This is a genomic window from Blattabacterium cuenoti BPAA, assembly GCF_000348805.1.
GTDB lineage: Bacteria > Bacteroidota > Bacteroidia > Flavobacteriales > Blattabacteriaceae > Blattabacterium > Blattabacterium cuenoti_B.
In genome coordinates this window covers 188,167-213,788 of record NC_020510.1, presented here as the reverse complement: position 1 = coordinate 213,788, position 25,622 = coordinate 188,167, and the positions used below count along the sequence as shown (strand labels likewise).

At 27.4% G+C, this 25,622-nt stretch carries 25 protein-coding genes; 17 read left to right on the top strand and 8 right to left on the bottom strand.

Features of this window, described 5'->3' with window-relative positions; translation table 11 throughout:
• The first annotated feature begins 3 nt into the window (after window positions 1–3).
• Complete coding sequence (gene metF / locus BPAA_RS00975; protein WP_015429814.1) at window positions 4–966, top strand: methylenetetrahydrofolate reductase [NAD(P)H]; 963 nt, start codon at window positions 4–6, stop codon at window positions 964–966.
• Between the two features lie 7 nt (window positions 967–973).
• Here the strand turns inward: metF and BPAA_RS00970 are convergent, their stop codons facing one another.
• Together BPAA_RS00970 and BPAA_RS00965 are read right to left on the bottom strand one after the other, a co-directional pair.
• Entirely contained in the window at window positions 974–1,957 is a 984-nt protein-coding gene (locus tag BPAA_RS00970; RefSeq protein ID WP_015429813.1) for a pyruvate dehydrogenase complex E1 component subunit beta, read from the bottom strand.
• Between the two features lie 101 nt (window positions 1,958–2,058).
• On the bottom strand, window positions 2,059–2,646 hold the full coding sequence (locus BPAA_RS00965; protein ID WP_015429812.1) for a hypothetical protein: 588 nt from the start codon (window positions 2,644–2,646) through the stop codon (window positions 2,059–2,061).
• Window positions 2,647–2,808: 162 nt separating this feature from the next.
• On the opposite strand from BPAA_RS00965, the gene BPAA_RS00960 reads away from it, so the two are divergent.
• A complete protein-coding gene (locus BPAA_RS00960) occupies window positions 2,809–3,456 on the top strand; it encodes a bifunctional nuclease family protein (protein WP_015429811.1) in 648 nt (215 codons plus the stop codon).
• A gap of 1 nt (window position 3,457) precedes the next feature.
• Here BPAA_RS00960 and BPAA_RS00955 read toward each other — a convergent pair whose 3' ends face one another.
• On the bottom strand, window positions 3,458–3,955 hold the full coding sequence (locus BPAA_RS00955) for a dihydrofolate reductase (RefSeq protein WP_015429810.1): 498 nt from the start codon (window positions 3,953–3,955) through the stop codon (window positions 3,458–3,460).
• A gap of 33 nt (window positions 3,956–3,988) precedes the next feature.
• On the opposite strand from BPAA_RS00955, the gene BPAA_RS00950 reads away from it, so the two are divergent.
• Window positions 3,989–6,640, top strand: coding sequence for a valine--tRNA ligase (locus BPAA_RS00950; RefSeq protein ID WP_015429809.1), 2,652 nt, complete (start codon window positions 3,989–3,991; stop codon window positions 6,638–6,640).
• Here BPAA_RS00950 and BPAA_RS00945 read toward each other — a convergent pair whose 3' ends face one another.
• The 3 genes from BPAA_RS00945 to ndk all read right to left on the bottom strand — a co-directional run bounded on the left by BPAA_RS00945 (window position 6,641) and on the right by ndk (window position 8,496).
• Window positions 6,641–7,384 carry a TPM domain-containing protein gene (locus tag BPAA_RS00945; protein WP_015429808.1) on the bottom strand — a complete coding sequence of 248 codons (744 nt, stop codon included), beginning with the start codon at window positions 7,382–7,384 and terminating at the stop codon, window positions 6,641–6,643.
• 64 nt (window positions 7,385–7,448) lie between these two features.
• Window positions 7,449–8,051, bottom strand: a complete 603-nt coding sequence (locus tag BPAA_RS00940) for a LemA family protein (RefSeq protein ID WP_015429807.1) — start codon at window positions 8,049–8,051, stop codon at window positions 7,449–7,451.
• A 10-nt stretch (window positions 8,052–8,061) separates the two neighbouring features.
• Window positions 8,062–8,496, bottom strand: coding sequence for a nucleoside-diphosphate kinase (ndk, locus tag BPAA_RS00935; RefSeq protein WP_015429806.1), 435 nt, complete (start codon window positions 8,494–8,496; stop codon window positions 8,062–8,064).
• A gap of 95 nt (window positions 8,497–8,591) precedes the next feature.
• Here ndk and BPAA_RS00930 point away from each other — a divergent pair, with 95 nt between their 5' ends.
• The 11 genes from BPAA_RS00930 (at window position 8,592) to rplT (ending at window position 21,755) form a co-directional block, all read left to right on the top strand.
• Window positions 8,592–11,051, top strand: a complete 2,460-nt coding sequence (locus BPAA_RS00930) for an alpha-ketoacid dehydrogenase subunit alpha/beta (protein WP_015429805.1) — start codon at window positions 8,592–8,594, stop codon at window positions 11,049–11,051.
• Window positions 11,052–11,138: 87 nt separating this feature from the next.
• Entirely contained in the window at window positions 11,139–12,200 is a 1,062-nt protein-coding gene (locus tag BPAA_RS00925) for a branched-chain amino acid aminotransferase (RefSeq protein ID WP_015429804.1), read from the top strand.
• Window positions 12,201–12,224: 24 nt separating this feature from the next.
• Window positions 12,225–13,970: an arginine--tRNA ligase gene (gene argS, locus BPAA_RS00920; protein ID WP_041178698.1), complete on the top strand. Its 1,746-nt coding sequence runs from the start codon at window positions 12,225–12,227 to the stop codon at window positions 13,968–13,970.
• 20 nt (window positions 13,971–13,990) lie between these two features.
• Window positions 13,991–15,340 (top strand): signal recognition particle protein, encoded by a 1,350-nt coding sequence (gene ffh, locus BPAA_RS00915; protein ID WP_015429802.1) that lies wholly within the window; start codon window positions 13,991–13,993, stop codon window positions 15,338–15,340.
• Window positions 15,341–15,451: 111 nt separating this feature from the next.
• A complete protein-coding gene (locus BPAA_RS00910) occupies window positions 15,452–17,050 on the top strand; it encodes a glycerol-3-phosphate dehydrogenase/oxidase (RefSeq protein WP_015429801.1) in 1,599 nt (532 codons plus the stop codon).
• A gap of 18 nt (window positions 17,051–17,068) precedes the next feature.
• Window positions 17,069–18,577 (top strand): glycerol kinase GlpK, encoded by a 1,509-nt coding sequence (gene glpK / locus BPAA_RS00905; RefSeq protein WP_015429800.1) that lies wholly within the window; start codon window positions 17,069–17,071, stop codon window positions 18,575–18,577.
• A gap of 1 nt (window position 18,578) precedes the next feature.
• Entirely contained in the window at window positions 18,579–19,325 is a 747-nt protein-coding gene (locus BPAA_RS00900; RefSeq protein WP_015429799.1) for an MIP/aquaporin family protein, read from the top strand.
• Window positions 19,326–19,352: 27 nt separating this feature from the next.
• Window positions 19,353–20,627 (top strand): threonine--tRNA ligase, encoded by a 1,275-nt coding sequence (gene thrS / locus BPAA_RS00895; protein ID WP_015429798.1) that lies wholly within the window; start codon window positions 19,353–19,355, stop codon window positions 20,625–20,627.
• A 35-nt stretch (window positions 20,628–20,662) separates the two neighbouring features.
• On the top strand, window positions 20,663–21,196 hold the full coding sequence (infC, locus tag BPAA_RS00890) for a translation initiation factor IF-3 (RefSeq protein ID WP_015429797.1): 534 nt from the start codon (window positions 20,663–20,665) through the stop codon (window positions 21,194–21,196).
• A gap of 13 nt (window positions 21,197–21,209) precedes the next feature.
• Window positions 21,210–21,398: a 50S ribosomal protein L35 gene (gene rpmI, locus BPAA_RS00885; protein WP_015429796.1), complete on the top strand. Its 189-nt coding sequence runs from the start codon at window positions 21,210–21,212 to the stop codon at window positions 21,396–21,398.
• Window positions 21,399–21,404: 6 nt separating this feature from the next.
• Window positions 21,405–21,755, top strand: a complete 351-nt coding sequence (rplT, locus tag BPAA_RS00880; protein WP_015429795.1) for a 50S ribosomal protein L20 — start codon at window positions 21,405–21,407, stop codon at window positions 21,753–21,755.
• On the opposite strand, the gene def is transcribed toward rplT, so the two are convergent.
• A complete protein-coding gene (gene def / locus BPAA_RS00875) occupies window positions 21,747–22,280 on the bottom strand; it encodes a peptide deformylase (protein ID WP_015429794.1) in 534 nt (177 codons plus the stop codon). The two genes, rplT and def, sit on opposite strands and share 9 nt — an antisense overlap.
• Before the next feature lie 5 nt (window positions 22,281–22,285).
• Window positions 22,286–22,717, bottom strand: coding sequence for a Holliday junction resolvase RuvX (ruvX, locus tag BPAA_RS00870; protein WP_015429793.1), 432 nt, complete (start codon window positions 22,715–22,717; stop codon window positions 22,286–22,288).
• Window positions 22,718–22,798: 81 nt separating this feature from the next.
• Here ruvX and BPAA_RS00865 point away from each other — a divergent pair, with 81 nt between their 5' ends.
• The 3 genes from BPAA_RS00865 to BPAA_RS00855 are packed head-to-tail and all read left to right on the top strand — an operon-like array spanning window position 22,799 to window position 25,622.
• A complete protein-coding gene (locus BPAA_RS00865) occupies window positions 22,799–23,620 on the top strand; it encodes a 2,3,4,5-tetrahydropyridine-2,6-dicarboxylate N-succinyltransferase (RefSeq protein ID WP_015429792.1) in 822 nt (273 codons plus the stop codon).
• Window positions 23,621–24,202, top strand: a complete 582-nt coding sequence (locus BPAA_RS00860; protein WP_015429791.1) for an L-threonylcarbamoyladenylate synthase — start codon at window positions 23,621–23,623, stop codon at window positions 24,200–24,202.
• 1 nt (window position 24,203) lies between these two features.
• Entirely contained in the window at window positions 24,204–25,622 is a 1,419-nt protein-coding gene (locus tag BPAA_RS00855) for a CCA tRNA nucleotidyltransferase (protein WP_015429790.1), read from the top strand.

The window sequence follows — 25,622 nt, the reverse complement described above, 5'->3', positions numbered from 1 at the left end:
GTTATGAAAGTGATAGAGCATATAGCTAAAGCAAAAAAAAGTTTATTTTCTTTTGAAATACTTCCTCCTTTGAGAGGACGTGATATTCAAGATATTTTTTCTACTTTAGATCCATTAATGGAATTTTGTCCTCCTTTTATTGATGTGACTTACCATCGTGAAGAATTTTTTTATGTAAAAAAAGAAAATGGACTCTTACAGAGAAAAAAAATTTCAAGACGTCCAGGAACCGTAGGTATTTGTGCTGCTATTATGAATAAATATGGAGTTGATGCAGTTCCTCATCTCATTTGTGGAGGGTTTAGTAAACAAATGACGGAAAATGCTTTGATAGATCTCAATTTTTTGGGAATAGATAACGTTTTAGTTTTGAGAGGAGATCCTCTAAAATCTGAAAAAAGTTTTATTGCGCCAGAAAATGGACATAAATATGCCGTAGAACTCGTAAAACAAGTTAAAAATTTAAACCTAGGAAAATATCTTGATACAACTTTTGTGGAAAAAAAAGAATTTCCATTATTTGATTTTTGTATTGGAGTCGCAGGATATCCAGAAAAGCATTTAGAAGCTCCAAATATGGAAAGTGATTTATTTTTTTTGAAAAAAAAAGTAGAAGCAGGAGCGAATTATATTGTCACTCAAATGTTTTTTGATAATAAAAAATTTTTTTCCTTTGTAGAAAAATGTAGATCAGAAGGAATTTCTGTTCCTATCATACCTGGAATAAAACCTATTTCTTCTCAAAAGCAATTAAACAGTCTTCCATCTCGTTTTTATTTAAATATTCCAAATGAATTAGTAAAAGAAGTAGAAAAAGCAAAAAATAAAAAAAATGTATCTCATATTGGAATTGAATGGGCGATTCATCAATCGAAAGAATTAAAAAATTCTGGAGCAGAAGTAATTCATTATTATACCATGGATAGACCAGAAAATATTTACAAAATTGTTCAAGCTATTTATTGATATTTTTTTAAATTTTTAAATAAAGAGTTTTTTTTATAGCATTGATTATTTTATTTTCATCAGGAAACCAAGTTTTTACTAAATTAGAAGCATAAGGAGCAGGTGTATCTAATAAAGTGATTCTATTAATAGGAGCATCAAGATAATCAAATGCTTTTTTTTGTATAAAAAAAGAAACTTCAGAAGCGATAGATGAAAAAGGCCATGATTCTTCTAAAATTACTAAACGATTAGTTTTTTTTACAGAAAATAGGATAGATTCATAATCTAATGGACGTATAGTCCGAATATCTATGACCTCTACACTAATATTTTCTTTATCTAGTTTAAAAGCCACATTTAAAGCTGTTTTCATGATTTTTCCAAAAGAGACTAAACTAATGTCAGTTCCTTCTTTTTTTATATCTGCTTTTCCAATAGGTAGAATATATTCTTCATCTGGAATCATCATTGTATCTCCATACATTTGTTCAGATTCCATAAAAATTACGGGATTGTTATCTCTAATCGCAGATTTTAAGAGACCTTTTGCATCGTAAGGATTACATGGAATAACGACTTTTAATCCAGGACAACTTGCGTACCAACTTTCGAAAGATTGAGAATGTGTAGCTCCTAATTGTCCAGCAGAACCAGTGGGCCCTCTGAAAACAATAGGGATATTCCATTGTCCTCCACTCATATAACATATTTTTGCTGCATTATTAATAATTTGATCCATGGCAACTAAAGAAAAATTAAAAGTCATGAACTCAATAATAGGTCTACATCCATTCATGGCAGACCCGACTCCGATTCCAGAAAATCCTAATTCTGATATAGGAGTATCAATAACTCTTTTTGGACCAAATTCCTTTAGCATCCCTTTAGAAGCTTTGTAAGCTCCATCATATTGAGCAACTTCTTCGCCCATAAGATAAACAGTCTCATCTTTTCTCATTTCTTCACTCATAGCTTCTGTTATAACTTCACGAAAACTCTTTTCTTTCATAAGAATAGGATGTATCAGTTTTTCATAAAATATAAAAAAAAACAACGGAAAAGAAAGACTCCTTTCTTTTCCGTTAGAATAAAAGTATTGAATCAGTTAATTTAATTTTTTTTTGTCTTTTTGTTTTCTTTCTCTTGTTTTTCTTGTTTTTCTTTTTGTCTTTTCAAGAAGTAATCTTGTTTTTTTTGTAACTCCATTTGTTCCTTTTTTGCTTCTGTTATTGATCTTGTTAATTTATGCAAAAGGATATTTTTTTCTTTGAGTATTTGTAATTTTTCTTTTCCATATTTCTTTTCATCTTCAAAATCTTTTTGAGCTTTTTTTTGCTCTTCTGAACCTACAGGTTTAGATCTCATAATCATTTTTTTTCTTCTAATCTCTCCCAAAATTTTCTTTTGGAACTCTGCCATTTGAGTATATTCATCAAATTGTCTCGTACTTTCTTTTTCTAATTTTTCTATTTTTTCTCCTATTTCTTTGATTTGTCTAGATAATTCTTCGGGATTTATCTTATCAATTTCATCATCATCATAAGGAGGAGGTTCCGTCGGGGTTGAAGTAACGTTGATGGTGTCATTCACGCTAGATTTTTCTTCCTCTGCAGGAGTTATCTCATCATCATTACAAGAAGTAATAAATCCTAACGATATGAAAATTGTTAAAATCAAAAATCTAAAAGAAGTATTCATAATAAAAATTTTTAATATTATTATTAAATATATAAAAAAAATTATTACATATAACTAAGAATTTTATTATATTATTGGTAGAACAATAAATCAAAAAAATATCCTCCCGAATTTAGTATATTTGGAGATAGTGGTTAGATTGATTATAATAAATATATTCCTATGGATCAACTCATTAGATTAACTATACGGGGAATATCCTTAAGTCAAATACAATCTGGTATATATGTTTTATTGCTTGAAGAAGAATCTGGAAGAATAAAACTTCCGATTATTATAGAGAGTTTGCAAGCCCAGTCTATTGCTTCTGCTTTAGGAAAAAAAGATCCATCCAGATCCTTTACACATGATTTATTTCTTTCTTTTGCAAAAAAATTTCATATTAGATTAAAAGCGGTCGTTATATATAAATTGGTAAATGGAATATTTTTTTCTTATCTTTTGTTAGAAGAAGGAAGCGATGATATAAAAGAAGGAAAAAAAAAAGAGAAAATAGAACAAAAAATAGATTCTAAAACATCGGATGCTGTTGCTTTGGCTGTCCGTTTTCAGGCTCCCATTTATACAACAAAAGAAATTTTTGATAAGGCTGGAATTTATTTTGAAAATGGATTTCCTCTTAATAAAGAAAATGAAACTTCTGAGACAGGAATAGAAAAGAATAATCTTATTTTTTTTAAAGGTAAAAGTCAACAAGATTTAGAAAAAATGACAGAAAAGGATTTGAATGCTTTATTAAATCATGCGGTTGTTAATGAATGTTATGAGCTGGCGGCACAAATAAAGAAGGAATTGGATAGAAGAGAATAGATTATTTTTTTCTTTCAAATCTAACAAAACTGTAGTCGAATAAATGATTATTATCTTTTTCACAAAAAAATTCATATATTTTTTTCCACTTTTTTGGATCTATTTTTGGGAATTTAGCATCTCCATGAAATTTTTTATGAACTAGTGTTAATTCTATAATATTTGCTTTTTCAATTGTGTATGCATATGTTTTTTCTCCTCCTATGACAAATATTTTTTTGTATATTTTTTCTATTTCTTTGATAGAAGAAATAATTCTAATATTTTTCTGATTTTTTTTTAAGTATAAAAAGTTTTCTTTATTTTTTGTAAGGATAATATTTCTTCTTTCTGGAAGGATTTTTCCAATAGATTCGAAAGTTTTTCTTCCCATTAAAACTGTTTTTCCTATAGTTAAATTTTTAAAACGTTTTAAATCATTAGGTAAATGCCACATTAACTGGTTATTTTTTCCTATAAATCCATTTTTTGAAACAGCAGCAATCAAAATAATTTTCATGATTATTTCAATTTTTTTTATATTTTTAAATTTATGAAAATTCCAATTAAATATGATCCCAAACATGCGGAAAAAAAAAGATATCATTATTGGATGAAAGGAAATTACTTTTCTTCATATCCAGATGATAGAATACCTTATGCTATAGTGATGCCTCCTCCAAATGTGACTGGTGTTCTTCATATAGGACATATGCTTAATAATACTATACAGGATGTTTTGATTAGATATGCAAGAATGAAAGGATATAATACTTGTTGGATTCCGGGAACAGATCATGCATCTATTGCTACAGAAGCTAAAGTAGTTCATCAGTTAAAACAGAAAGGATTATCTAAGATTTTTTTAGGAAGAAAAAAATTTTTGTATCATGTAACAAAATGGGCAAAAAAGCATAAAAATATTATTTTTGATCAACTTAAAAAATTGGGATGTTCATGTGATTGGAATCGTACTCAATTTACGATGAGTCCTAAATTATCTCAATCTGTAACGAAAGTTTTTATTGATTTGTATGATAAGGGATACATCTATAGAGGACATCATGTTGTTAATTGGGATCCGGAAGCTCAAACTACTCTTTCTGATGAGGAAGTTCTTTATAAGGAACATATTGGAAAACTATATTATTTGAAATATAAAATCAAAGGAGAAGAAAATTATGTAACTGTAGCTACAACTCGTCCTGAAACGATATTTGGTGATACAGCAATTTGTTTTCATCCAGACGATAGTCGTTATTATCATTTGAAAGGAAAATATGCTAAAATTCCAATTCTCAATAGAGATATTCCAATTATACAAGATTCATATGTAGATCCAAAATTCGGAACTGGATGTTTAAAGATTACTCCGGCTCATGATATACATGATAAAAATATAGCAGATAAACATAAATTAGATATAATCAATATTTTCAATAAAAATGCCACTCTCAATGAAAAAGGAATTCATTATAAAGGAATGGATCGGTTTCAAGTAAGAGAAAAAATAATAGAAGAACTCCATAAATTAAAAATGGTAAAAAATATAGAAAAGTTCAATCATAAAATAGGTTTTTCGGAACGAACTTTATCAGTCGTTGAACAACGACTATCTCTTCAATGGTTTGTAAGGATGAAAAACATGTCGATTCCTGCTATAGAAGCGGTAAAAAATGGAGATATTCAATTTTATCCCAAAAAATTTCATAAAATTTATTTTAAATGGATGAATCAAATTCGTGATTGGAATATATCTAGACAATTATGGTGGGGACATCGTATTCCTGTCTATTATTATGGTAAGGAACTTAATGATTTTGTAGTTGCAGAAAATTTAGAACAAGCATTAGAAAAAGCAAAATGTAAAAGTAAAAATCCATTTTTAAATTATAATGAAATATGGCAGGATCCGGATGTTTTAGATACCTGGTTTTCTTCTTGGTTATTACCTATATCTGTGTTTAATGGAATTTCTCATCCTGAGAATCATGAAATTTTTTATTATTATCCTACTGAGGAGATTGTGACAGGTTCAGATATCTTATTTTTTTGGGTTGCACGTATGATTATGTCTGGTTTTTTATTCCAAAATCATAAACCCTTCAAAAGGGTTTATTTTACTGGAATTATTAGAGATTATAAAAATAAAAAAATATCAAAATCATTAAGTAATTCTCCAAATCCTATAGATTTAATTAATAAATATGGAGCGGATGCTGTTCGTATGGGGCTTATGCTTAAAAATAGTGCAGGAAAAGATTTTCATTTTGAAGAAAAAATATGTTTCCAAGGAAGGAATTTTTCTCATAAAATATGGAATGCTTTTCGTTTGATTCAAAGTTGGGAAGTCACCAAAAATAAATCTATTCCTGATTCTTCTTTACTTGCTATTAAGTGGTTAAGAAATCGTTTTTATTATGTTTTGGATATTTTTGAAAAATATTTTAGAGAATATAGATTGGATGAATCATTAATGATTTTATATAAATTTATTTGGAATGATTTTTGCTCATATTTTTTAGAAATTATTAAACCTATTTATGGAAGTAAATGTGTACCAGAAATGGTATACTTCAATACTGTGAAGTTGTTTGAAAATATATTGAAATTATTACATCCATATATGCCTTTCATTTCAGAAGAGATTTGGAATCTTCTTAGAAAAAGAGAGCCTAAGGATGCTTTAATTATTTCTTCTTGGCCTAAAAAAAAATTTTATGACTATGAGGTTTTAGTCTATTTCGAAAAAGCGACCAAAATTATATCTAAAATACGCTATATTCGAAATCAGAATCATATTTCTCATCAAAAAAGTCTTGTTTTATTTTCTATCAGAAAAAAAGAAAAAATAGAAAAGAAATATGATTCCATTATATTAAAACTTGCTAAGTTAGATAAAATCATTCCTGTTTCAAAAAAACCAGAAAATATACCGTTTTTTTCTTTTTTTTTAGAAACAGATCAATTTTTTTTATCCTTAGACCAAAAGGAATTTTTTCATATGGAAATTGTTAAAATTGAAAATAAGATTCAATATTTTTATAATTTATTGTCTATGATTAGAAAAAACTTATATAACAATAAATATGTGACTTCTGTTTCAAGAAATATACTTTTGAAAGAAAGAAAAAAAGAGAATGATACATTAAATAAAATTACTAGACTCAAGGAATATTTAGATCATTTAAAAAAAAATAATTAATTACCAATTTCCACTTCCTCCTCCTCCTCCAAAATTTCCTCCACCTCCAAATCCATCAAAATTTTCATCATGATCATGATCATATTTTTTATTTCTAAATAAAAAATTGGTGATAAATAATGTATCAAACAACGAAGCGTATGTTGTTTTTTTCATAAAAAAAAGATAAAATAATAAAAAAATCAAAAAAATACTACTAATATGAGTGAATAAATTCCATATGGAAAAAATTTTATTACTCTGTTTTTTTTTATATTTATTTTTTAAAATTTGAAATATTTCTTGAGTCCCAGAATCTATAGCTTTATAATAAAGATGATTTTTTAATATAGGTTTTATTTTTTTTATAATTTTCATAGTTAAAAAATCGGTAATATAAGGTTCTATCCCATACCCGTTTTGAATAGATATTTTTTTATCATGAATGGATAATAATATAACTATACCATTATTTTTATGAATTCTTCCAATTTTCCATTTTTCTCCCCATTTAGAAGCTAATAAATTCGGATCTTCTCCCTGAAGATCCTGAATAATGGGAACTAAAATCTCTGTTGATGTAATTTTAGAATACGAAATCAGTTTTTGGTTTAACTTTTCTATTTGTTTTTTGGATAAAACTCCTGCATAATCCTGTACAGGATATATTTTTTTTGGAGCTTCAGGGATATAAAATTGTCCTTTTAATAAATTTGAACAAAAAAAAATTAAAATAATTAAAATAGATCGAATAACTTTTCTCATATTCGTAATTTTTTGAATTGATTCTCTTTCAATTCCATATTGTAATCTAACATGAATGACATTCTTATTTTGAGAAATCTATAATTGGAGACTTTTTGGATCCTATTTGAGATTGAAAATATCCTTTTTCTTGAAATTGAGAAAACAAATTTGCAATTATAATTTTTGGAAATTGGTTTCTATAAATATTGAAATTATTTACTTTTTCATTGAAACGATTTCTTTCTACATTAATCCTATTTTCTGTTCCTTCTAATTGATTTTGTAATTCATAAAAATTTTGCGTAGACCTAAGATTAGGATAATTTTCTACAATTAATAGTAATCGACTGACAGAATGATTGAGGTGATCTTGTACTTTTTGATATTTATTGATTTGGTTTTGATTTAAATCATTTGTATTTATAGAAAGTGAAGTAGCTTTTGCTCTAGCTTCTATGATTTGATTTAATGTATCTTTTTCAAAATTGGCAGATCCTTTTACTGTATTTACCAAATTTGGAATTAAATCAGCTCTACGTTGATAAACATTTTCTACTTGACCCCATTGTGTTTTAATATTTTCGTTCAGTTTGATTAGATGATTATATGTGTTAGCTATCCACAATATTATTACAAACATCAAAATAAAAATGATAGAAAAACCCATCAAAAAACTTTTTTTCATATTTTCATATTTAAAAAAAAATTTCTCTATTAGAAAAATAAAACAAACACTCTTTTATAGCATTTTGATTACTATCAGATCCATGTATCGCGTTTTTTTCTAAAGAAGTTGCATATAAATTTCGTATAGTACCTGTTTTTGCGTGCACTGGATTCGTCTCTCCTATTAAAATTCTAAAATCTTTTACGGCATTTTCTTTTTCTAATATTACAGATACAATTGGACCAGAAGACATAAATTTTACTAAAGATTCGAAAAATAATTTTTTTTTATGTTCTGCATAAAATTTTGTAGCTGATTTTTTGGAAAGTTCCGTTATTTTTAGCGCTATAATGTGAAATCCTGCGTGTACTATTTTATATAAAATAGGAAAAACATATCCTTTTTGTACCGCGTCTGGCTTTATAATAGAAAGAGTGATTTTTCCGAACATATGATCAATCATAGTTTCTATTTTTCATTGAAATATATTTATTAAAATTAAATAAAGAAATTCAGAAATGAAAATTCCTGTATTTTCATAAAAAAAAATGATAGTTTATGAATTACAACAATAAAAAATTTATTGATGATGAGGAACCTTATTTTGATTTTGATTCATTTAAAAAAATAGTTATAAATGATTATAAATTAGCAAGAATTAGTCGTGAAACTAGCATTTTAGGTCGTAAAGAAGTTTTAAATGGAAGAGCTAAATTTGGAATATTTGGAGATGGAAAAGAAATTCCTCAACTAGCCATGGCAAAAGTTTTTAAGAATGGAGATTATAGATCTGGATATTATCGGGATCAAACGTTTATGATGGCTATTGGAGTTTTAACGGTAAAAAGTTTTTTTTCGCAATTATACGCTCATTCAGATCTAGAAGAAGAGCCTGTTTCGTCTGGTAGAATGATGACGTCTCATTTTGGAACACGTTTTTTGAATAAAGATGGAAATTGGAAAAATCTTATTAAACAAAAAAATTCTAGTGCAGACATATCTTCTACTGCTGCTCAAATGCCTAGATTATTAGGATTAGCTCAGGCTTCTAAAATTTATAAAAAATTAAAAAATTTAAAGGAAACACATAAAATGTTTTCTCATAATGGAAATGAAGTGGCATTCGGAACAATAGGAAATGCTAGTATTTCTGAAGGATTATTTTGGGAAACATTGAATGCCGCTTCAGTATTACAGATTCCGATTATACTTTCCATTTGGGATGATGAATATGGAATATCTGTCCCAAATAAATACCAATTTTCAAAACAAAATATTAGCGATCTTTTATATGGGTTTCATAGAAGTAAAAAAGAAAAAGGAATAGAAATTATTCGTGTCCATGGATATAATTACATAGATCTCACAAAAACATATCTTAAAGCAGATCAAATTGCTCGTAAGGAACATGTTCCCGTAATCATACATGTTACAAATTTAACCCAACCTCAAGGACATTCTACTTCTTCTTCACATGAAAGATACAAATCAAAAGAACGTTTAGAATGGGAAATGAATAATGACGGAATCAAAAAATTTAGAGATTGGATTTTGAATTTTAGGTTTGAAATTAATCAAAAAAATTATTGTAAAATAGCTAATGTTGATTTTTTAGATCAAATAGATATAGAAGCTAAAGAATATGTTAAAAATGAAAAAGAAAAAGCTTGGAAAGCATTTCAAAGACCTATTTATAAAATTAAAAATGAAGTTCTAAGCATTTTAGATCAAATTCAAAATAATCATTCAGAAGAAAAATGGATCAAAAAATATGTCAAAAAATATATAAAAGAATTACAACATAATACGACTAAAAATTCTCCTACAAAAAAATCAGTATTTCGCATTGCAAGAAAAGTATTGTATCTTTTATCAGAAGGGAAATCTGATCCAAAAAATTGTTTGATAGAATGGGTGAGAAAAAAATATCATGAAGAACAAGAAAATTATTCTTCACATTTGTATAGTATTTCTGAAAAAGCTTCTGCAAAAATAACAGAAGTTTTTCCTGTATATAATAATAATGACTCTAATAAAGTAGATGGTAGAATTGTCCTAAGAGAAAATTTTGATAAACTATTGGAGTTACATCCTGATCTTTTAATTTTTGGAGAAGATGTAGGAAAGATAGGGGATGTAAATCAAGGATTAGAAGGATTACAAAAAAAATATGGGAAAATTCGTGTTTTTGATACAGGAATACGTGAATCCACGATTCTTGGTCAAGGAATCGGTCTTGCAATGCGAGGTCTTCGTCCTATAGTTGAAATTCAATACATTGATTATATTCTTTATGCTTTACAAATCATGAGTGATGATCTAGCTTCTTTACAATATAGAACAAAAGGAGGACAAAAAGCTCCTGTTATTATTAGAACGAGAGGACATCGTTTAGAAGGAATATGGCATTCTGGTTCTCCAATGGGAGGAATTATTAATTATTTAAGAGGAATTTTAGTGCTTGTTCCAAGAAATATGGTAAAAGCTGCTGGATTTTATAATACTTTATTATCTGGAGATGATCCTGCTTTGGTTGTAGAATGTCTTAATGGATACAGAATTAAAGAAAAATTACCTAAAAATTTAGGGTTATTCAGAACTCCTATTGGAATAGTAGAAAAAACAAGAACAGGAGAAGATATCACTATGATTACTTACGGATCTACATGGAGAATTGTCAGTGAGGCAGCAGAAGAATTATCTAAGATTAATATAGATTCTGAAATCATTGATATTCAATCTTTACTACCTTTTGATTTACAAAAAGATATTGTTAAAAGTTTACAAAAAACCAATAGATTATTGATTATAGATGAAGATGTTCCAGGAGGAGCTTCTGCTTATATTCTACAAAAAATATTAGAAGAACAAAATGGATATTATTATTTAGATAGTCCACCTGTTACGATTACAGCTCAAGAACATCGTCCTCCTTATGGATCTGATGGAGATTATTTTTCAAAACCTTCAGTTGAAAATATTGTAGAAAAAGTATTAAGAATTATGAATGATAGTTAGAAAATAAAGGATTTTATTAAATTTTTTCAAAATAAAAAAAATATTTATTATTACATTTGTTTCAATGTACTAATATTTTTTCATTTTATGAAAATAGAAAAAACCTTACATTCTAGAATTAAAAAAATGGATTTTAACAATATTGACTTTGGAAATCAATATTCGGATCATATGTTTTGTTCTGAATTCAAGAATGGAAAATGGAAAAATTCTATCATTAAACCTTTTGGAAATATAATGTTTTCTCCTACATCTCTTGTTTTTCATTATGGTCAAGCTGTTTTTGAAGGGATGAAAGCTTACAAAGACCAAAACGAAGAAGTTTTTTTATTTCGTCCAGAAGAAAACTTCAAGAGAATAAATAGATCTGCGGTACGTTTGGAAATGCCGTCTATACCAGAAAATATTTTTATGAATGGATTAAAACAATTAATAAATATAGATAGAGATTGGATTCCGAAAAATTATGGACAATCTTTGTATATTCGTCCTTTTCTAATTGCAACTAATGGAGTTTTGTCAGCAAACCCTTCTAAAGATTATATGTTTATGATTATATCTACTCCTACAGATACCTATTATAAATATCCATTAAAAATTAAAATAGAAGAAAAATATAGCCGTTCTGCACCAGGAGGAGTTGGATTTACTAAAGCTGCTGGAAATTATGCCTCTTCTTTTTATCCTACTCGATTAGCTAATGAAAAAGGATTTGATCAAATATTGTGGACAGATTCTTCTACTCATACCATGATAGAAGAATCTGGGACTATGAATGTATTTTTCTATTTAAAAAATAAACTTATCACTCCAAAATTTAATGATAATATATTAAGTGGAATTACCTGCAAAAGTATCCTTTCTTTAGCTGAAAAAGAAGGTTTTTTTGTAGAAAGACGAAATGTAAGCGTTTCGGAAATTATAGAAGGATTACAAACCGGAAAATTGAAAGAAGCTTTTGGTTGTGGTACGGCAGCCGTTATAAATTATTTTAAAACAATTAGCTATAAAGGAAACGATTTTGATTTACCGAATCTTGCAGAAAAAAAAAGAATATCTCTTTATTTCAAAAAAAGATTATTAGATATACAACACAATCGATCCGAAGATCCTTTTGGATGGAGAGTTCCATTAAAAAGATATTTTTAAAAAATTATTCTATGTATGTTATCTATGAATGATCATTTTCAATCTATAGAAGAAATAGTAAGAAAATCCATATCTGTTTTATATAAACTAGAATCTTGTCCTGAATTGGATTTTCAATATACTAAAAAGGAATATCCAGGGGATATGACTTTAATTTTATTTCCTTTATCTAAAAAATTCAAAAAACCTGTAGAAAAAATAGGAAAAGACATAGGAGATTATGTGCAATATCAATTAAAAGGACTAATTCAGTTTTCTATTATTAAAGGTTTTTTAAACTTTATTTTTAAAGATGATTATTATATTCATCTTCTGAAAAAAATGTTAAATACGAGTTTTTATGATTTGAAATATCCTTCTAAAAAAATCATGATCGAATATTCCTCTCCTAACACCAATAAACCCCTCCATTTAGGACATATTAGAAATAGTCTCATTGGAGCATCTATAGCTGAAATATTAAAAATGATTGGTCATGAAATAATAAGAATTCAAATGATTAATGATAGAGGAATACATATATGTAAATCTATGATAGCTTGGAAAAGGTTTGGAAAAGGAGAAACTCCTGATAGGGTTAAAATCAAAGGAGATCATTTTGTAGGAAAATATTATAGTTTATTTGATAAGATTTATAGAAAAGAAACTCAAGAATTATCTGAAAAAAATGATAGATCTATTAGAGATTCAATTCTGAATCAAGCTAGAGTATTATTGAAAAAATGGGAATTAGGAGATCCTGTTATTCGAAATACTTGGAAAAAAATGAATCAATGGGTTTATAATGGATTTGAAGAAACTTATAAAAAATTGGGAATTAGTTTCGATAAAATAGAGTATGAGAGTGATATTTATGAAATTGGAAAAAAAATTGTAAAAAAAGGTCTTAAAAAAGGTATTTTTTTTCAAAAAAAAGATGGATCCATTTGGATTGATTTAATCAAAGAAGGTTTTGATCAAAAACTTTTATTACGATCGGATCAAACTTCTGTATACATTACTCAGGATATTGGAACAGCCGTAAAACGTTTTAAAAAATATAATGTTGATCAAATCATATACATTGTAGGAAAAGAACAAGATTATCATTTTCAAGTTCTTTTTAATGTATTAAAACGGTTAGGATATATATGGGTAAATAAATTATCCCATTTATCTTATGAAATGGTATATTTACCAAGTGGAAGGATGAAATCTAGAGAGGGAAATGTTATAGACGCTGATAGCATTATCTTAAAAATGTCATCTCTTGCAAAGAAAAAATTAAAAAAAAAAAAAGAAAGAAAACAATCTTCTGAAATAATAGGATTAGGAGCTTTGAAATATTATTTTCTTAAAATAGATCCAAGAAAAAAAATAATTTTTCATCCTGAAAAATCTATAGATTTTAAAGGAAAAACAGGAACATATATTCAATATACTTATTCTAGAATTCGTTCTTTGGAACAAAATTTTTTTAATTTATGTTCATTACTTAATTATTATTGGTCAAATATAAAATTTGATACACATGAAAAAAATATGATCAAAATTCTTCAAAAATATCCATTGATTTTAAAGAAATCAGCAAAACATTTAAATCCTTCTTTAATAGCTAATTATATGTACGAAGTATCTAAAACTTTTAATCACCTTTATCAAAATAAAAAATTAATAGATCCTATAAACATAATTCACAGTAATATTTGCATGAATATTATTCATGTCACAGGAAATGTTTTAAAATCTGGTATGAATTTATTGGGCATTAAGATGCTTGATCGTATGTAAAAAAAATGTATACTTAACTTATGTTTGAACATTTACAAAATAAAATTTCTAAAGCTCTTCATATTTTGAAGGGACACAATACAATTACAGAAATTAATATAGCATCTTCTCTAAAAGAAATTGGACGAGCATTAATTGATGCAGATGTGAATCATAAAATAGTTAGGAACTTTATTCAAAAAGTTCAAGAAACATCTATTGGAAAAAAAGTATTGACTTCTTTAAATCCAAAGCAATTAATTACAAAAATAGTATATGATGAATTAGTTTTTCTTATGGGAGAAAAAAATATAGAAATAAATCTTTCTAAAAATCCTTCTATTATTTTAATCTGTGGATTACAGGGAAGTGGAAAAACTTCTTTTTCCTCTAAACTTGCTTTTTTTTTGATGAAAAAAAATAAATCTCCTTTACTGGTTTCTGTAGACATTCATCGTCCTGCAGCTGTAGATCAACTGAAATTGATTGCAAAAAAAGTAAATATTCCTGTTTTTTCTTTAGAAAAAAGTAAAAATGTTATAGAAATTGTAGATCAATCCATTCTTTATGCTTTCAAAAAAAAGAAAAATGTAATCATTATTGATACAGCTGGTAGATTAGCTATCGATCGAATCATGATGAAAGAAATTCAAAAAATAAATCAATATTCTAATCCAGATGAAGTTTTATTCGTTGTTGATGCCATGACAGGACAAGATGCTATAAATACGGCTCAATCTTTTTCAAAAGTATTGAATTTTGATGGTATTGTGATAACAAAATTAGATGGAGATTGTCGAGGTGGGGTTGCAATAACCATATCTAGTGTAATCAAAAAACCCATAAAATTTATTAGTAATGGAGAAAAAATAGAAGATTTGGAAGTTTTTTATCCAGAAAGAATAGCTAATAGAATATTAGGTATGGGTGATATAGTTTCCTTAGTTGAAAAAGTACAAGAACAATTTGATGAAACAAAAACTAAAAAAATTTATCAAAAAATTTCAAAAAATCGTTTTAATTTTAATGATTTATTAGATCAAATTCAACAAATAAAAAAAATAGGAAATATCAAAAATATTATTTCAATGATTCCTGGAATCAATAAGTATTTTTCTTTTGATGGAAATCAAAAAAATTCTTTTAAAAAAATAGAAGCCATTATTCATTCTATGACTCCTTATGAAAGAAATAATCCTAAAATACTTCTTGATGTGAGAAGAAAGAAAAGAATCTCTAAAGGATCAGGTATCACATTGAGTCATATAGATCTTTTTATGAAACAATTTTATGATATGAATCAAATTATGAAAAAAATTCATGCTCATTCAGGAAAAGAGACTATAAAAAATTTTATCTATCAAATGATTAAAAAAGAAAATAATGCATAATTCTAATTATCATTTTCTGTTATTGAAAATATTTTTAATTTTGTTCATTTAATATTTAAAAAAAACCCAATAATGTAGGATTTTTCGTTGAAAATTTTATATGAGTAAAAAATGATGAAAAATTTTTTAAATAGAGATAGGTTTTTGACTATTTTAGAAAATGTAAATATTTGGGATGTTATCATAATTGGAGGAGGAGCTACAGGATTAGGAATCGCTTTAGATTCTTCTTCCAGAGGATATAAGACTCTTCTATTAGAACAATCTGATTTTTCTAAAGCCACTTCTAGTCGAAGTACGAAATTAGTTCATGGAGGAGTACGATATTTAGCTCAAGGAAATATAAGATTAGTTTATGAGGCATTGCAAGAAAGAGGTTTTTTATTAAAAAATGCTCCTCATTTAGTAAAAAAACAAAAATTTATCATTCCAGTTTTCAATTGGAAAATGGGGATTTTGTACTGGACTGGATTAAAATTGTACGAATGGCTTTCTGGTTCTTTAAGTTTTGGAAAATCCAGATTTTTATCCAAGGATGAAATTGTTAGAAATTTTCCAGAAATTAAAAGTAAAGAGTTAAAAGGAGGTATTTTATATTATGATGGGCAGTTTGATGACGCACGTTTAGCTATAAATTTAGCACAAACTTGTGTTCAAAAGGGTGGAATATTATTAAATTATTTTCAAGTCGAAAATTTACTAAAAAAAGTAGGGAATAAAATTTCTGGAGTTGTAGCCTGTGATCTTGAAACTCAAAAAAAATATTCTATTTCTTCAAAAATAGTTATCAACGCTACTGGAGTATTTTCTGATTCTATTTCAAAAATGGATGAATCTGCATGTCCAATTTTTATCAAACCAAGTCAAGGTACACATATTGTATTAGATAAATCTTTTTTCAGTAGTTCAAATGCTATAGTTATTCCAAAAACTCAGGATGGAAGAATTTTATTTTGTGTTCCATGGCACGATCATGTTTTAGTAGGAACTACAGATACTTTTTTAGAAAAAAGTGTTCTTGAACCGATTCCTTTAGAGGAAGAGATTGATTTTATATTACAAACTTTTAACAAATATTTTGTATTTCATACAAAAAAAAGTGATATATTAAGTGCATTCTCTGGATTACGTCCTCTTTTTGTTTCTAATAATTCTTATTTTTCTACTAAAACTAAGGATATTTCTAGATCTCATAAACTTATGATAAGCTCTTCTGGACTAATTAGTATTATAGGAGGAAAATGGACTACATATAGAAAAATGGCAGAAGATACTGTTAATAAAGCTATTGAAATAGGTAAATTTAATAAAATACCTTCTGTAACAAAAAATCTTAAAATTTATGGATCTGATTTTTCATATAAAAGTCAGAATTCTCATTGGAATAAATATGGAGAAGATGAATATCATATAAAAAAATTAATTGATAAAGATCCATTATTGGGGGCATCCTTAGTTTCCAAAAATTCTTCTTCTTATACCGAAGCAGAAGTCATTTGGATGGTTCGTTATGAAATGGCGAGAACCATTGAAGATGTTTTAGCAAGAAGGTTCCGTTTATTATTTTTAAATGCTAAAAAAGCAATAGATATAGCACCTAAAGTAGCATCATTAATGGCTCAAGAACTTTCTAGAGATGAAAAATGGGAAAAATCACAAGTAGAGTCTTTCAAGGAGCTAGCTATGCGATACTATTATCCATCAGTTTGATAGTAGAAAAGTTATTATATGTTTATGAAAAAATATGTACTATCATTAGATCAGGGAACAACGAGTTCTAGAGCTATTATTTTTGATCAAGTTGGAAATATTATTTCTGTAGCTCAAAGAGAATTTACACAAATATATCCTCATCCTGGATGGGTGGAACACAATGCAGAAGAAATATGGTCAACACAAGCTTCAGTAGCTTTAGAAGCTATTTTAAAGGCAAATTTAGAAGGAGAAAATATAATATCAATTGGAATTACTAATCAAAGAGAAACCACTGTAGTATGGGATAAAAAGACGGGCGAACCTATTTTTAATGCTATAGTATGGCAAGATAGACGAACATTTAAATATTGTGATCAAATTAAAAAAGAAGGATTAACTGAAATGATTCGAAAAAAAACAGGATTGATTATTGATCCTTATTTTTCTGCTACGAAAATTAAGTGGATATTGGAAAATGTTCCTGGAGCGAAAAAGAAAGCTCATTCTGGATCTTTAGCATTTGGAACTATAGATTCATGGTTAATATGGAACTTAACCGGAAAAAGAATTCATGTCACAGATGTCACTAATGCTTCTCGTACCATGTTATTTAATATTCATACCCTAAATTGGGATCAAGAATTAGTAGATTTATTTAATATTCCAAACACCATGCTTCCAGAAGTAAAATCATCTAGTGAAATTTTTGGTTATACAACAGGACATATTCTATCACATAAGATTCCTATATCTGGAATTGCAGGAGATCAACAAGCCGCTCTTTTTGGTCAAATGTGTACAAAAATTGGTATGGTAAAAAATACTTATGGAACGGGATGTTTTATGTTAATGAATGTAGGAGATAATCCGGTTTTTTCTCAAAACAATTTAATTACTACTGTAGCTTGGAAAATCCAAAATCAAGTTCAATATGCATTGGAAGGAAGTGTTTTTATTGCAGGAGCTGTGGTTCAATGGCTTAGAGATGGGTTAGGTCTACTGATGTCTTCCAGTGAAGCGGAAATATTAGCTTCTTCTGTGGAAAATACAGAAGGTTTGTATATGGTTCCAGCTTTTTCTGGTTTAGGGGCTCCTTATTGGGATCAAAAAGCAAGAGGAACCATTGTGGGAATCACAAGAGGAACTTCTTCCGCCCATTTTGTTCGAGCTGCATTAGAAAGTATTGCTTTTCAGAATATGGACGTATTGAAAGCTATGGAAGCGGATTCTGGTATTTCTATAAAAGAACTTCGTGTAGATGGAGGTGCTACAGTAAATAAATTATTAATGCAATTTCAATCTGATATTTTAAATGTAAAAGTTGTTAAATCTAAAATTTCTGAGCTTACAGCAGCTGGAGCTGCTTATTTAGCGGGATTAGCTGTAAATTATTGGAGTAGTCTTGAAGAGATTCAAGATAAATGGAAATTGGAACAAATTTTTGAACCAAAAGGAATGTCTAGTAGATTGGAAAGAATTCAAGGTTGGAAAAGAGCGATCAAAACAACTCGTTCTTGGTCCAGTCAAATAAAATATAAATAAAATGACAAAAATATATGCAGAAATCATAGGAACAATGATTTTAATATTTTTAGGAAATGGGGTAGTGGCAAATGTTATTTTATCAAAAACTAAAGGTCATAGCAAAAATGGAGAATGGTTAACTATTACTATAGGATGGGCATTGGCTGTTTTTATGGGAATAATAGTTTCTGCACCTTATAGTGGAGCCCATTTAAATCCATGTGTGACAATAAGTTTTGCCATTATTGGAAAATTTAGTTGGAAAATGGTTCCCTTTTATATCTTTTCTCAATTCATTGGAGCTATGTTAGGATCTCTATTTGTATGGTTTTTATACAAAGATCATTTTTTTGAAACTCAAGAAAAACAAGAAAAATTATCTGTTTTTGTGACTTTTCCTGCTATAAAAAATTTATTTTCAAATTTTTTAAGTGAAGTATTAGCTACTTTTGTTTTCATATTTATTTCTTTATATCTTTCTACAGAAGGAACTCTTTTTTTTAAAGAAAATAAATATCCTATAGGTTTGGGATCGTTAGGGGCTCTTCCTTCTGCTTTAATTGTCTTAGGAATTGTTTTATCCTTAGGAGGAGCTACAGGTGCGGCTTTAAATCCTGCTCGTGACTTAGGACCAAGAATCATATATTCTATCATTCCTATTCCGGGAAAGGAGAAAAATCATTGGAATTATGCTTTGATTCCAATACTTGGACCTATAGTTGGATGTATCATGGCATCAGTCTTTTACTTATTTTTATCATCATAAAAATAAAAAAACTTGTAACTTATTTTTATGAATAAAAATAAGTCAGTTTCTTTTTCAAAAAAAGATTTTAATAGAGATCATAGAAAGATAGGAAAAAAACTAAAATTTTTTGTTTTTTCTGATCGAGTAGGAACGGGATTACCTTTATGGTTACCTAGAGGAACAATTTTTAGAAAAAATTTAGAAAATTTTTTAACTGAAGTTCAAGAGAAATCTGGATATGAAATGGTTATAACACCACATATTGGACATAAAAAATTGTATGTTAGAAGTGGGCATTGGGATAAATATGGAAAAAATCATTTTAATCCCATTTACACACCTCGTAAAGAAGAGGAGTTTCTTTTAAAACCTATGAATTGTCCTCATCATTGTGAAATTTATCGTTCTCAAGAATGGTCCTACCGTGATCTTCCTAAACGATTTGCGGAGTTTGGAACAGTATATCGTTATGAACAAAGCGGAGAACTTCATGGATTAACTAGAGTTAGATGTTTTACTCAAGATGATGCGCATATTTTTTGTACTTACGATCAATTGTTAGAAGAATTGAAAAAAGTCATTAACTTAGTTTTTTATGTTTTTCGTACTTTAGGTTTTCTGACGTATACAGTTAGAATCTCTCTGAGAGACCCTAAAAAAATAGATGATTATATAGGATCAAAAACAAATTGGGAAAAAGCTGAAAGAGATATATTAAAAGTGGTACAAGAGGAAAAGATAGAAGCATCTATTAATTATGGAGATGCAGCTTTTTATGGACCGAAATTAGATTTTCTTATTCAAGATTCTTTAGGAAGAAATTGGCAACTTGGAACGATTCAAGTAGATTATAATTTACCCGAAAGATTCAATTTATATTATAAAGGAAAAAATAACGAAAAATGTCGTCCAGTAATGATACATAGAGCACCTTTCGGTTCATTAGAACGGATTATTGCTATTATGATAGAACATACAGAAGGAAATCTCCCATTGTGGTTAGTCCCGAATCAAGTCGTTATACTTCCTATAAGTGATAAATATGTAGTTTATGCAAAAAAAATTTTAAATTTAATGTCAAGTTACAATATTCGTGTATTTCTTGATAACAGAAATGAAAAAATTAATAAAAAAATTAGGGATTCTGAAGAAAAAAAGATTCCTTATATGATAATTTTGGGAAATAAAGAGGAAAAAAATGAAATGATGTCATTACGACGTCATGGGGTAGGACATATAGGAATATTTTCTATATCTAATGGAATAGAATCTATTTTGAATGAAATAAATTTAAAAACTAAAACTATAAAACTATTATAAAAAAAAAATTTTCAAGAGGGCATAAAAGAAATAGAATGTACCGACCATTACCGCAAAAAAAAGAGAAACATCGAGTTAATGAAAAGATTGATGCACAAAAAGTTCGTTTAGTCGGGGATTCTTCCATAGAAAATGGGATTTATTCTATACAAGAAGCTCTTCAATTTTCTAGAAATAGAGAGTTAGATTTGGTTGAAATTAATCCTAAATTAAATCCTCCCGTATGTAAAATATTGGATTACAAGAAATTTCTATATGAACAAAAAAAAAGAAAAAAACAATTTAAGGCGAAACAAATTAAAGTAAATACTAAAGAAATTAGATTTGGCCCCCAGATTGGAGATCATGATGGAAAAGTTAAGATTAAAAGTGCAGAGAAATTTTTAATGCGCGGAGATAAAGTGAAAGTATTTGTTTTTTTTAAAGGACGTTCTATAGTATACAAAGATCAAGGTAAAATCAAATTATTAAAATTTGCGGAAGAAATTGAGGAATATGGAAAAGTAGAGCAAATGCCGGTAATGGAAGGAAAAAGAATGTATATGATATTAGCTCCCAAAAAATTTTAACGTTTTATTTATTATGCCTAAACTAAAAACAAAATCAGGATCGAAAAAAAGATTTAAAAAAACAGCTAATGGATATTTTAAAAGAAAACGTGCATTCAAGAATCATTTATTAACTAAAAAATCTAAAAAAAGGAAACGTTATCTTTCTTTATTTACTTTGTTGAATAGATCCGATCAAAAAAACATAAAAACACAAATTTAGAAAATTATGCCTAGATCTACAAATGCGGTTTCTTCTAGAAGAAAACGTAAAAAAATACTGAAATCATCCAGAGGTTTTTATGGTTCCAGAAGTAAAGTTTATACAGTTGCTAAAAATGCTGTAGAAAAGTCCTTTGTTTATGCTTTTTCAGGAAGAAAAATAAAAAAAAGAAATTTTAGATCTCTTTGGATTCAACGTATCAATGCGGGTATACGTCAGTATGGAAAATCTTATTCTGAATTTTTGAATCAATTATCCGAAAAAAAAATTAAAATCAATAGAAAAATTCTTTCACATATATCGATGAATGACCCTGATCTTTTCAAAAAAATGGTAGAGAATGTTTATTCAAAATAAATTTTTTTCGGATAATTGACTCAATTTTTCTTTTATTGTTTTCTTTTTTTTATAAGAGAAATAGTCTATGAAAAGTTTTCCTTCAATGTGATCATATTCGTGCAAAATAACCCTTGCACATATGCCTGTTAATGTTTTTTTTTGTTTTTTCCAATTTTGATCATAATATTCAATTTTAACATGAGTTTTTCTTTTAATGTATCCCATAATTCCAGGAATACTCAGGCACCCTTCATTAAATTTACATTCTTTTCCATGAATTTTTAATATTTTCGCATTAATAAAAACTTCCTTATAATTTCTTATATTTTCTCCCTTTAAGTAAGGAGTCTTGACTATAAAAAGTCTAATATTTTTTCCAACCTGGGGTGCAGCCAATCCTATCCCTTTTGCTTTGTGTATTGTTTCAAACATATTTTGAATCAATTGATTGATTTCTTCTTTTCTATCACAAGAAGATAAATCTATGTTCAAACATTTTTTTCTTAAAATAGGATTTCCATAAAAAATTATAGGTAATACCATATAAATTAATTAATGAATTTTTTTTCTTTTTTTGTAAGATAAGACTGTAAAATTATAGTGGCACTAATTTGATTTAAAATTACTTTTTTTTTCCTTTTTTTCCTTTTTAAACCCAATTTTATCATAGTATCAAAAGCCATTTTAGATGTAAAACGTTCATCTAATCTTTTTATCCTGATCTCAGGATATTTTATGTGAAATTTTTTTAGAAATTTCTGAATTTCTGTTTCTATTAAAACTTCTTTTTGATTATTCAATTTTTTTGGCAATCCTACAACAATTTTTTCTATTTTTTCATAAACTAAAAAAGATTCTAAAAAATTCATTAGATTTTTAGTAGGAACAGAATTTAGTCCAAACGCAAATATTTTTTTATCATCTGTTATAGATAATCCAGTCATAATTTTTCCATAATCTATCCCTAATATTTTTGACATTATCAAATATAAAATATATACTTGTGATCTTATTTTATTTTTGCTACTTTTGTTTTATTTTTTTATCAACCAATATAAAAAATGAATAGACTAAAATTAGAAATAGAAAAAGCTTGGAATAATAAAAATGGAGAATGGGCTACTGATAAACACATAAAAAATGTAGTTTTTCAGGTTATTGAACATTTAGAAACAGGTTCAATTAGAGTATCGAATTATTTAAATGGAAAATGGATAGTTAATGAATGGATTAAAAAAGCTATTATTATGTATTTTTCTGTTCAAAAAATGAATACAATAAAATTAGGCCCATTAGAGTTTTATGATAAAATTCCTATTAAGAATAAATTTAAGGAAAAAGGAGTTCGTGTCGTTCCTCATGCTATAACACGTTATGGTTCATATATATCTCCGGGAGTCATTCTTATGCCTTCTTATGTAAATATAGGGGCATATATAGGAAGAGATACGATGATAGATACATGGGCAACAGTGGGAAGTTGCGCTCAAATAGGAGAACGTGTTCATGTAAGTGGAGGAGTAGGAATAGGAGGAGTTTTAGAACCTTTACAGTCCCATCCAGTTATTATTGAGGATAATGTTTTTATTGGATCTAGATGTATTTTAGTAGAAGGAGTTTTAATAAAAGAAGGGGCTGTTTTAGGAGCAAATGTAGTTTTGACAGCCTCTACTAAAATATTTGATGTAACTAATGAAACCCCTATTGAAATTAAGGGTATAGTTCCGAAATATTCTGTTGTCATACCAGGAACTTATCCAAAAGAATTCCCTTCAGGAAGATATCATGTTCCATGTGCTATGATTATAGGAAAAAGAAAAGAAAGCACAGACAAAAAAATCTCTTTAAATGATGCATTGAGAACCCATAATTTATCAATTTAAATGTCTTTTTACGTAGAAGAAATAGAAAGAAGTGTAAATATATTAAGAAAAGGAAAAAATCTATTGTATCCTACAGATACTGTATGGGGATTGGGATGTGATGCTTTTAACTTACAAGCTATAAAAAGAATATGTGAAATCAAGAATAGAAATTTTTATAAGTCTATGATTGTTTTAGTAGAAAGTATGGATCGTTTGCATCAATTAGTAGGAAAAATTCCTCATTTTACTAAAAAAATAATTTTAGATAATTTTGTTAAAAAAGAAAAACCTATTACTATAGTATATGAAAATACTAAAAAAATAGCATCTAATTTTTTTAGACAAGATAAAACTTTAGCTGTTCGTTTAACACATGATCCATTTTGTATTTGCTTGATTCAAAATTTGGATAGACCCATAATTTCTACTTCTGCTAATTTTTCTGGATTTATTACTCCAAAATCTTTTTCAGAAATTCATCCTTTTATTTTAAATAAAACAGATTATGTTGTAAATTTCCGTAGAGAAGAAAAAATGAACAATAGGAGTTCTTCTATTATAAAAATAGAATCTGATCAGGTCAAAATATTACGAGAGTGATATGAATTTATCATCTGTTCTTCATCAAAAAATATTTCGCATTATAAGTATTTCTTCTCAAAGAATAGAACAAAAAAGTTATGTAGTGGGAGGTTATGTTCGAGATATTTTGATAGGAGAAATAGAATCAAAGGATTTAGATATTTTAACTATCGGAGAAGGAGTAAGATTAGCTGAAGAAGTTTCTAAATATCTTATTCCTTCTCCGATAATCAGAATATTTAAACGTTTTGGAACAGCTATGTTAGAATACGATAATCAAAAAATCGAATTTGTAGGATCAAGAAAAGAATCTTACTCTTTTTCTAGTAGAAACCCAATTATTCAGTTTGGATCTTTACAAGATGATCAAAATAGAAGAGATTTTACAATCAATACTTTAGCTATTAGTTTAAACCGTAATAATTATGGAAAATTGATAGATCCATTTGGAGGGGTATCAGATTTAAAAAAAAAAATATTAAGAACACCATTAGATGCCAATCTTACTTATTCGGATGATCCACTCCGAATGATGCGAGCTATACGATTTGCTACTCAACTACAGTTTAAAATTGAAAAACATTCATTCCAATCAATTCAAAAGAATAAAAATAGAATCAATATTGTTTCTACAGAAAGAATTGTAGAAGAATTTCACAAAATTTTACTATCTAAAAAGCCTTCTATAGGATTGCTTTTATTATATAAATCTGGATTATTATCAATTATATTACCTGAATTAGTTTCGTTAAAAGGAATAGAAGAAAAAAATGGATATAAACACAAAGATAATTTCTATCATACTTTGCAAGTAGTAGATAATATTAGTAAAGAAAAAAATAATTCTATTTGGTTAAGATGGGTCGCATTACTTCATGATATAGGGAAGACTTATACCAAAAAATTTTTTCCTAAAATAGGATGGTCTTTCCATTCTCACGAATTTGTAGGATCTAAGATGGTTCCAAATATATTCCAACGTTTAAAGCTTCCAAAAGGTTCTTCTATGAAATATGTTCAAAAAATGATTCAGCATAGTTATAAACCTATTGCGTTAATAGGAAATAATACTAGTGATTCTGCTATACGCAGATTATTATTTGAGATAGGAAACGATTTAGAAGATTTAATGAAATTATGTATCGCTGATATTACTACTAATAATATAGAAAAAAAAAATCAATATCAAAAAAATATTTATATTTTAATGGAAAGAATTAGAAAATTAGAAGAAAAAGATAGGATTCAAAATTGGAAATCTCCCATATCAGGAAATGATATAATGAAGGCTTTTCAAATTGATCCATGTAAAGAAATAGGAATCATAAAAAATTTTGTTAAAGATTCTATTTTGGAAGGAAAAATATCTAATAATTTTCATTCTGCTTATTTTATTATGTTGAAAAAAGGAAAAGAATTGGGATTGAAAAAAAAATAA

Bases quoted from the DNA above. Each gene is read 5' to 3' on its own strand.
- BPAA_RS00960 (WP_015429811.1), top strand. From the start codon at position 2,809: ATGGATCAACTCATTAGATTAACTATACGGGGAATATCCTTAAGTCAA.
- BPAA_RS00910 (WP_015429801.1), top strand. From the start codon at position 15,452: ATGATGAAAAATTTTTTAAATAGAGATAGGTTTTTGACTATTTTAGAA.
- infC (WP_015429797.1), top strand. From the start codon at position 20,663: ATGTACCGACCATTACCGCAAAAAAAAGAGAAACATCGAGTTAATGAA.
- BPAA_RS00860 (WP_015429791.1), top strand. From the start codon at position 23,621: ATGTCTTTTTACGTAGAAGAAATAGAAAGAAGTGTAAATATATTAAGA.
- metF (WP_015429814.1), top strand. From the start codon at position 4: ATGAAAGTGATAGAGCATATAGCTAAAGCAAAAAAAAGTTTATTTTCT.
- BPAA_RS00950 (WP_015429809.1), top strand. From the start codon at position 3,989: ATGAAAATTCCAATTAAATATGATCCCAAACATGCGGAAAAAAAAAGA.
- def (WP_015429794.1), bottom strand. From the start codon at position 22,280: ATGGTATTACCTATAATTTTTTATGGAAATCCTATTTTAAGAAAAAAA.
- thrS (WP_015429798.1), top strand. From the start codon at position 19,353: ATGAATAAAAATAAGTCAGTTTCTTTTTCAAAAAAAGATTTTAATAGA.
- BPAA_RS00930 (WP_015429805.1), top strand. From the start codon at position 8,592: ATGAATTACAACAATAAAAAATTTATTGATGATGAGGAACCTTATTTT.
- BPAA_RS00925 (WP_015429804.1), top strand. From the start codon at position 11,139: ATGAAAATAGAAAAAACCTTACATTCTAGAATTAAAAAAATGGATTTT.
- rplT (WP_015429795.1), top strand. From the start codon at position 21,405: ATGCCTAGATCTACAAATGCGGTTTCTTCTAGAAGAAAACGTAAAAAA.
- rpmI (WP_015429796.1), top strand. From the start codon at position 21,210: ATGCCTAAACTAAAAACAAAATCAGGATCGAAAAAAAGATTTAAAAAA.
- BPAA_RS00855 (WP_015429790.1), top strand. From the start codon at position 24,204: ATGAATTTATCATCTGTTCTTCATCAAAAAATATTTCGCATTATAAGT.
- BPAA_RS00900 (WP_015429799.1), top strand. From the start codon at position 18,579: ATGACAAAAATATATGCAGAAATCATAGGAACAATGATTTTAATATTT.
- BPAA_RS00865 (WP_015429792.1), top strand. From the start codon at position 22,799: ATGAATAGACTAAAATTAGAAATAGAAAAAGCTTGGAATAATAAAAAT.
- BPAA_RS00945 (WP_015429808.1), bottom strand. From the start codon at position 7,384: ATGAGAAAAGTTATTCGATCTATTTTAATTATTTTAATTTTTTTTTGT.
- glpK (WP_015429800.1), top strand. From the start codon at position 17,069: ATGTTTATGAAAAAATATGTACTATCATTAGATCAGGGAACAACGAGT.
- BPAA_RS00940 (WP_015429807.1), bottom strand. From the start codon at position 8,051: ATGAAAAAAAGTTTTTTGATGGGTTTTTCTATCATTTTTATTTTGATG.
- BPAA_RS00965 (WP_015429812.1), bottom strand. From the start codon at position 2,646: ATGAATACTTCTTTTAGATTTTTGATTTTAACAATTTTCATATCGTTA.
- ffh (WP_015429802.1), top strand. From the start codon at position 13,991: ATGTTTGAACATTTACAAAATAAAATTTCTAAAGCTCTTCATATTTTG.
- ruvX (WP_015429793.1), bottom strand. From the start codon at position 22,717: ATGTCAAAAATATTAGGGATAGATTATGGAAAAATTATGACTGGATTA.
- ndk (WP_015429806.1), bottom strand. From the start codon at position 8,496: ATGATTGATCATATGTTCGGAAAAATCACTCTTTCTATTATAAAGCCA.
- BPAA_RS00955 (WP_015429810.1), bottom strand. From the start codon at position 3,955: ATGAAAATTATTTTGATTGCTGCTGTTTCAAAAAATGGATTTATAGGA.
- argS (WP_041178698.1), top strand. From the start codon at position 12,225: ATGAATGATCATTTTCAATCTATAGAAGAAATAGTAAGAAAATCCATA.
- BPAA_RS00970 (WP_015429813.1), bottom strand. From the start codon at position 1,957: ATGAAAGAAAAGAGTTTTCGTGAAGTTATAACAGAAGCTATGAGTGAA.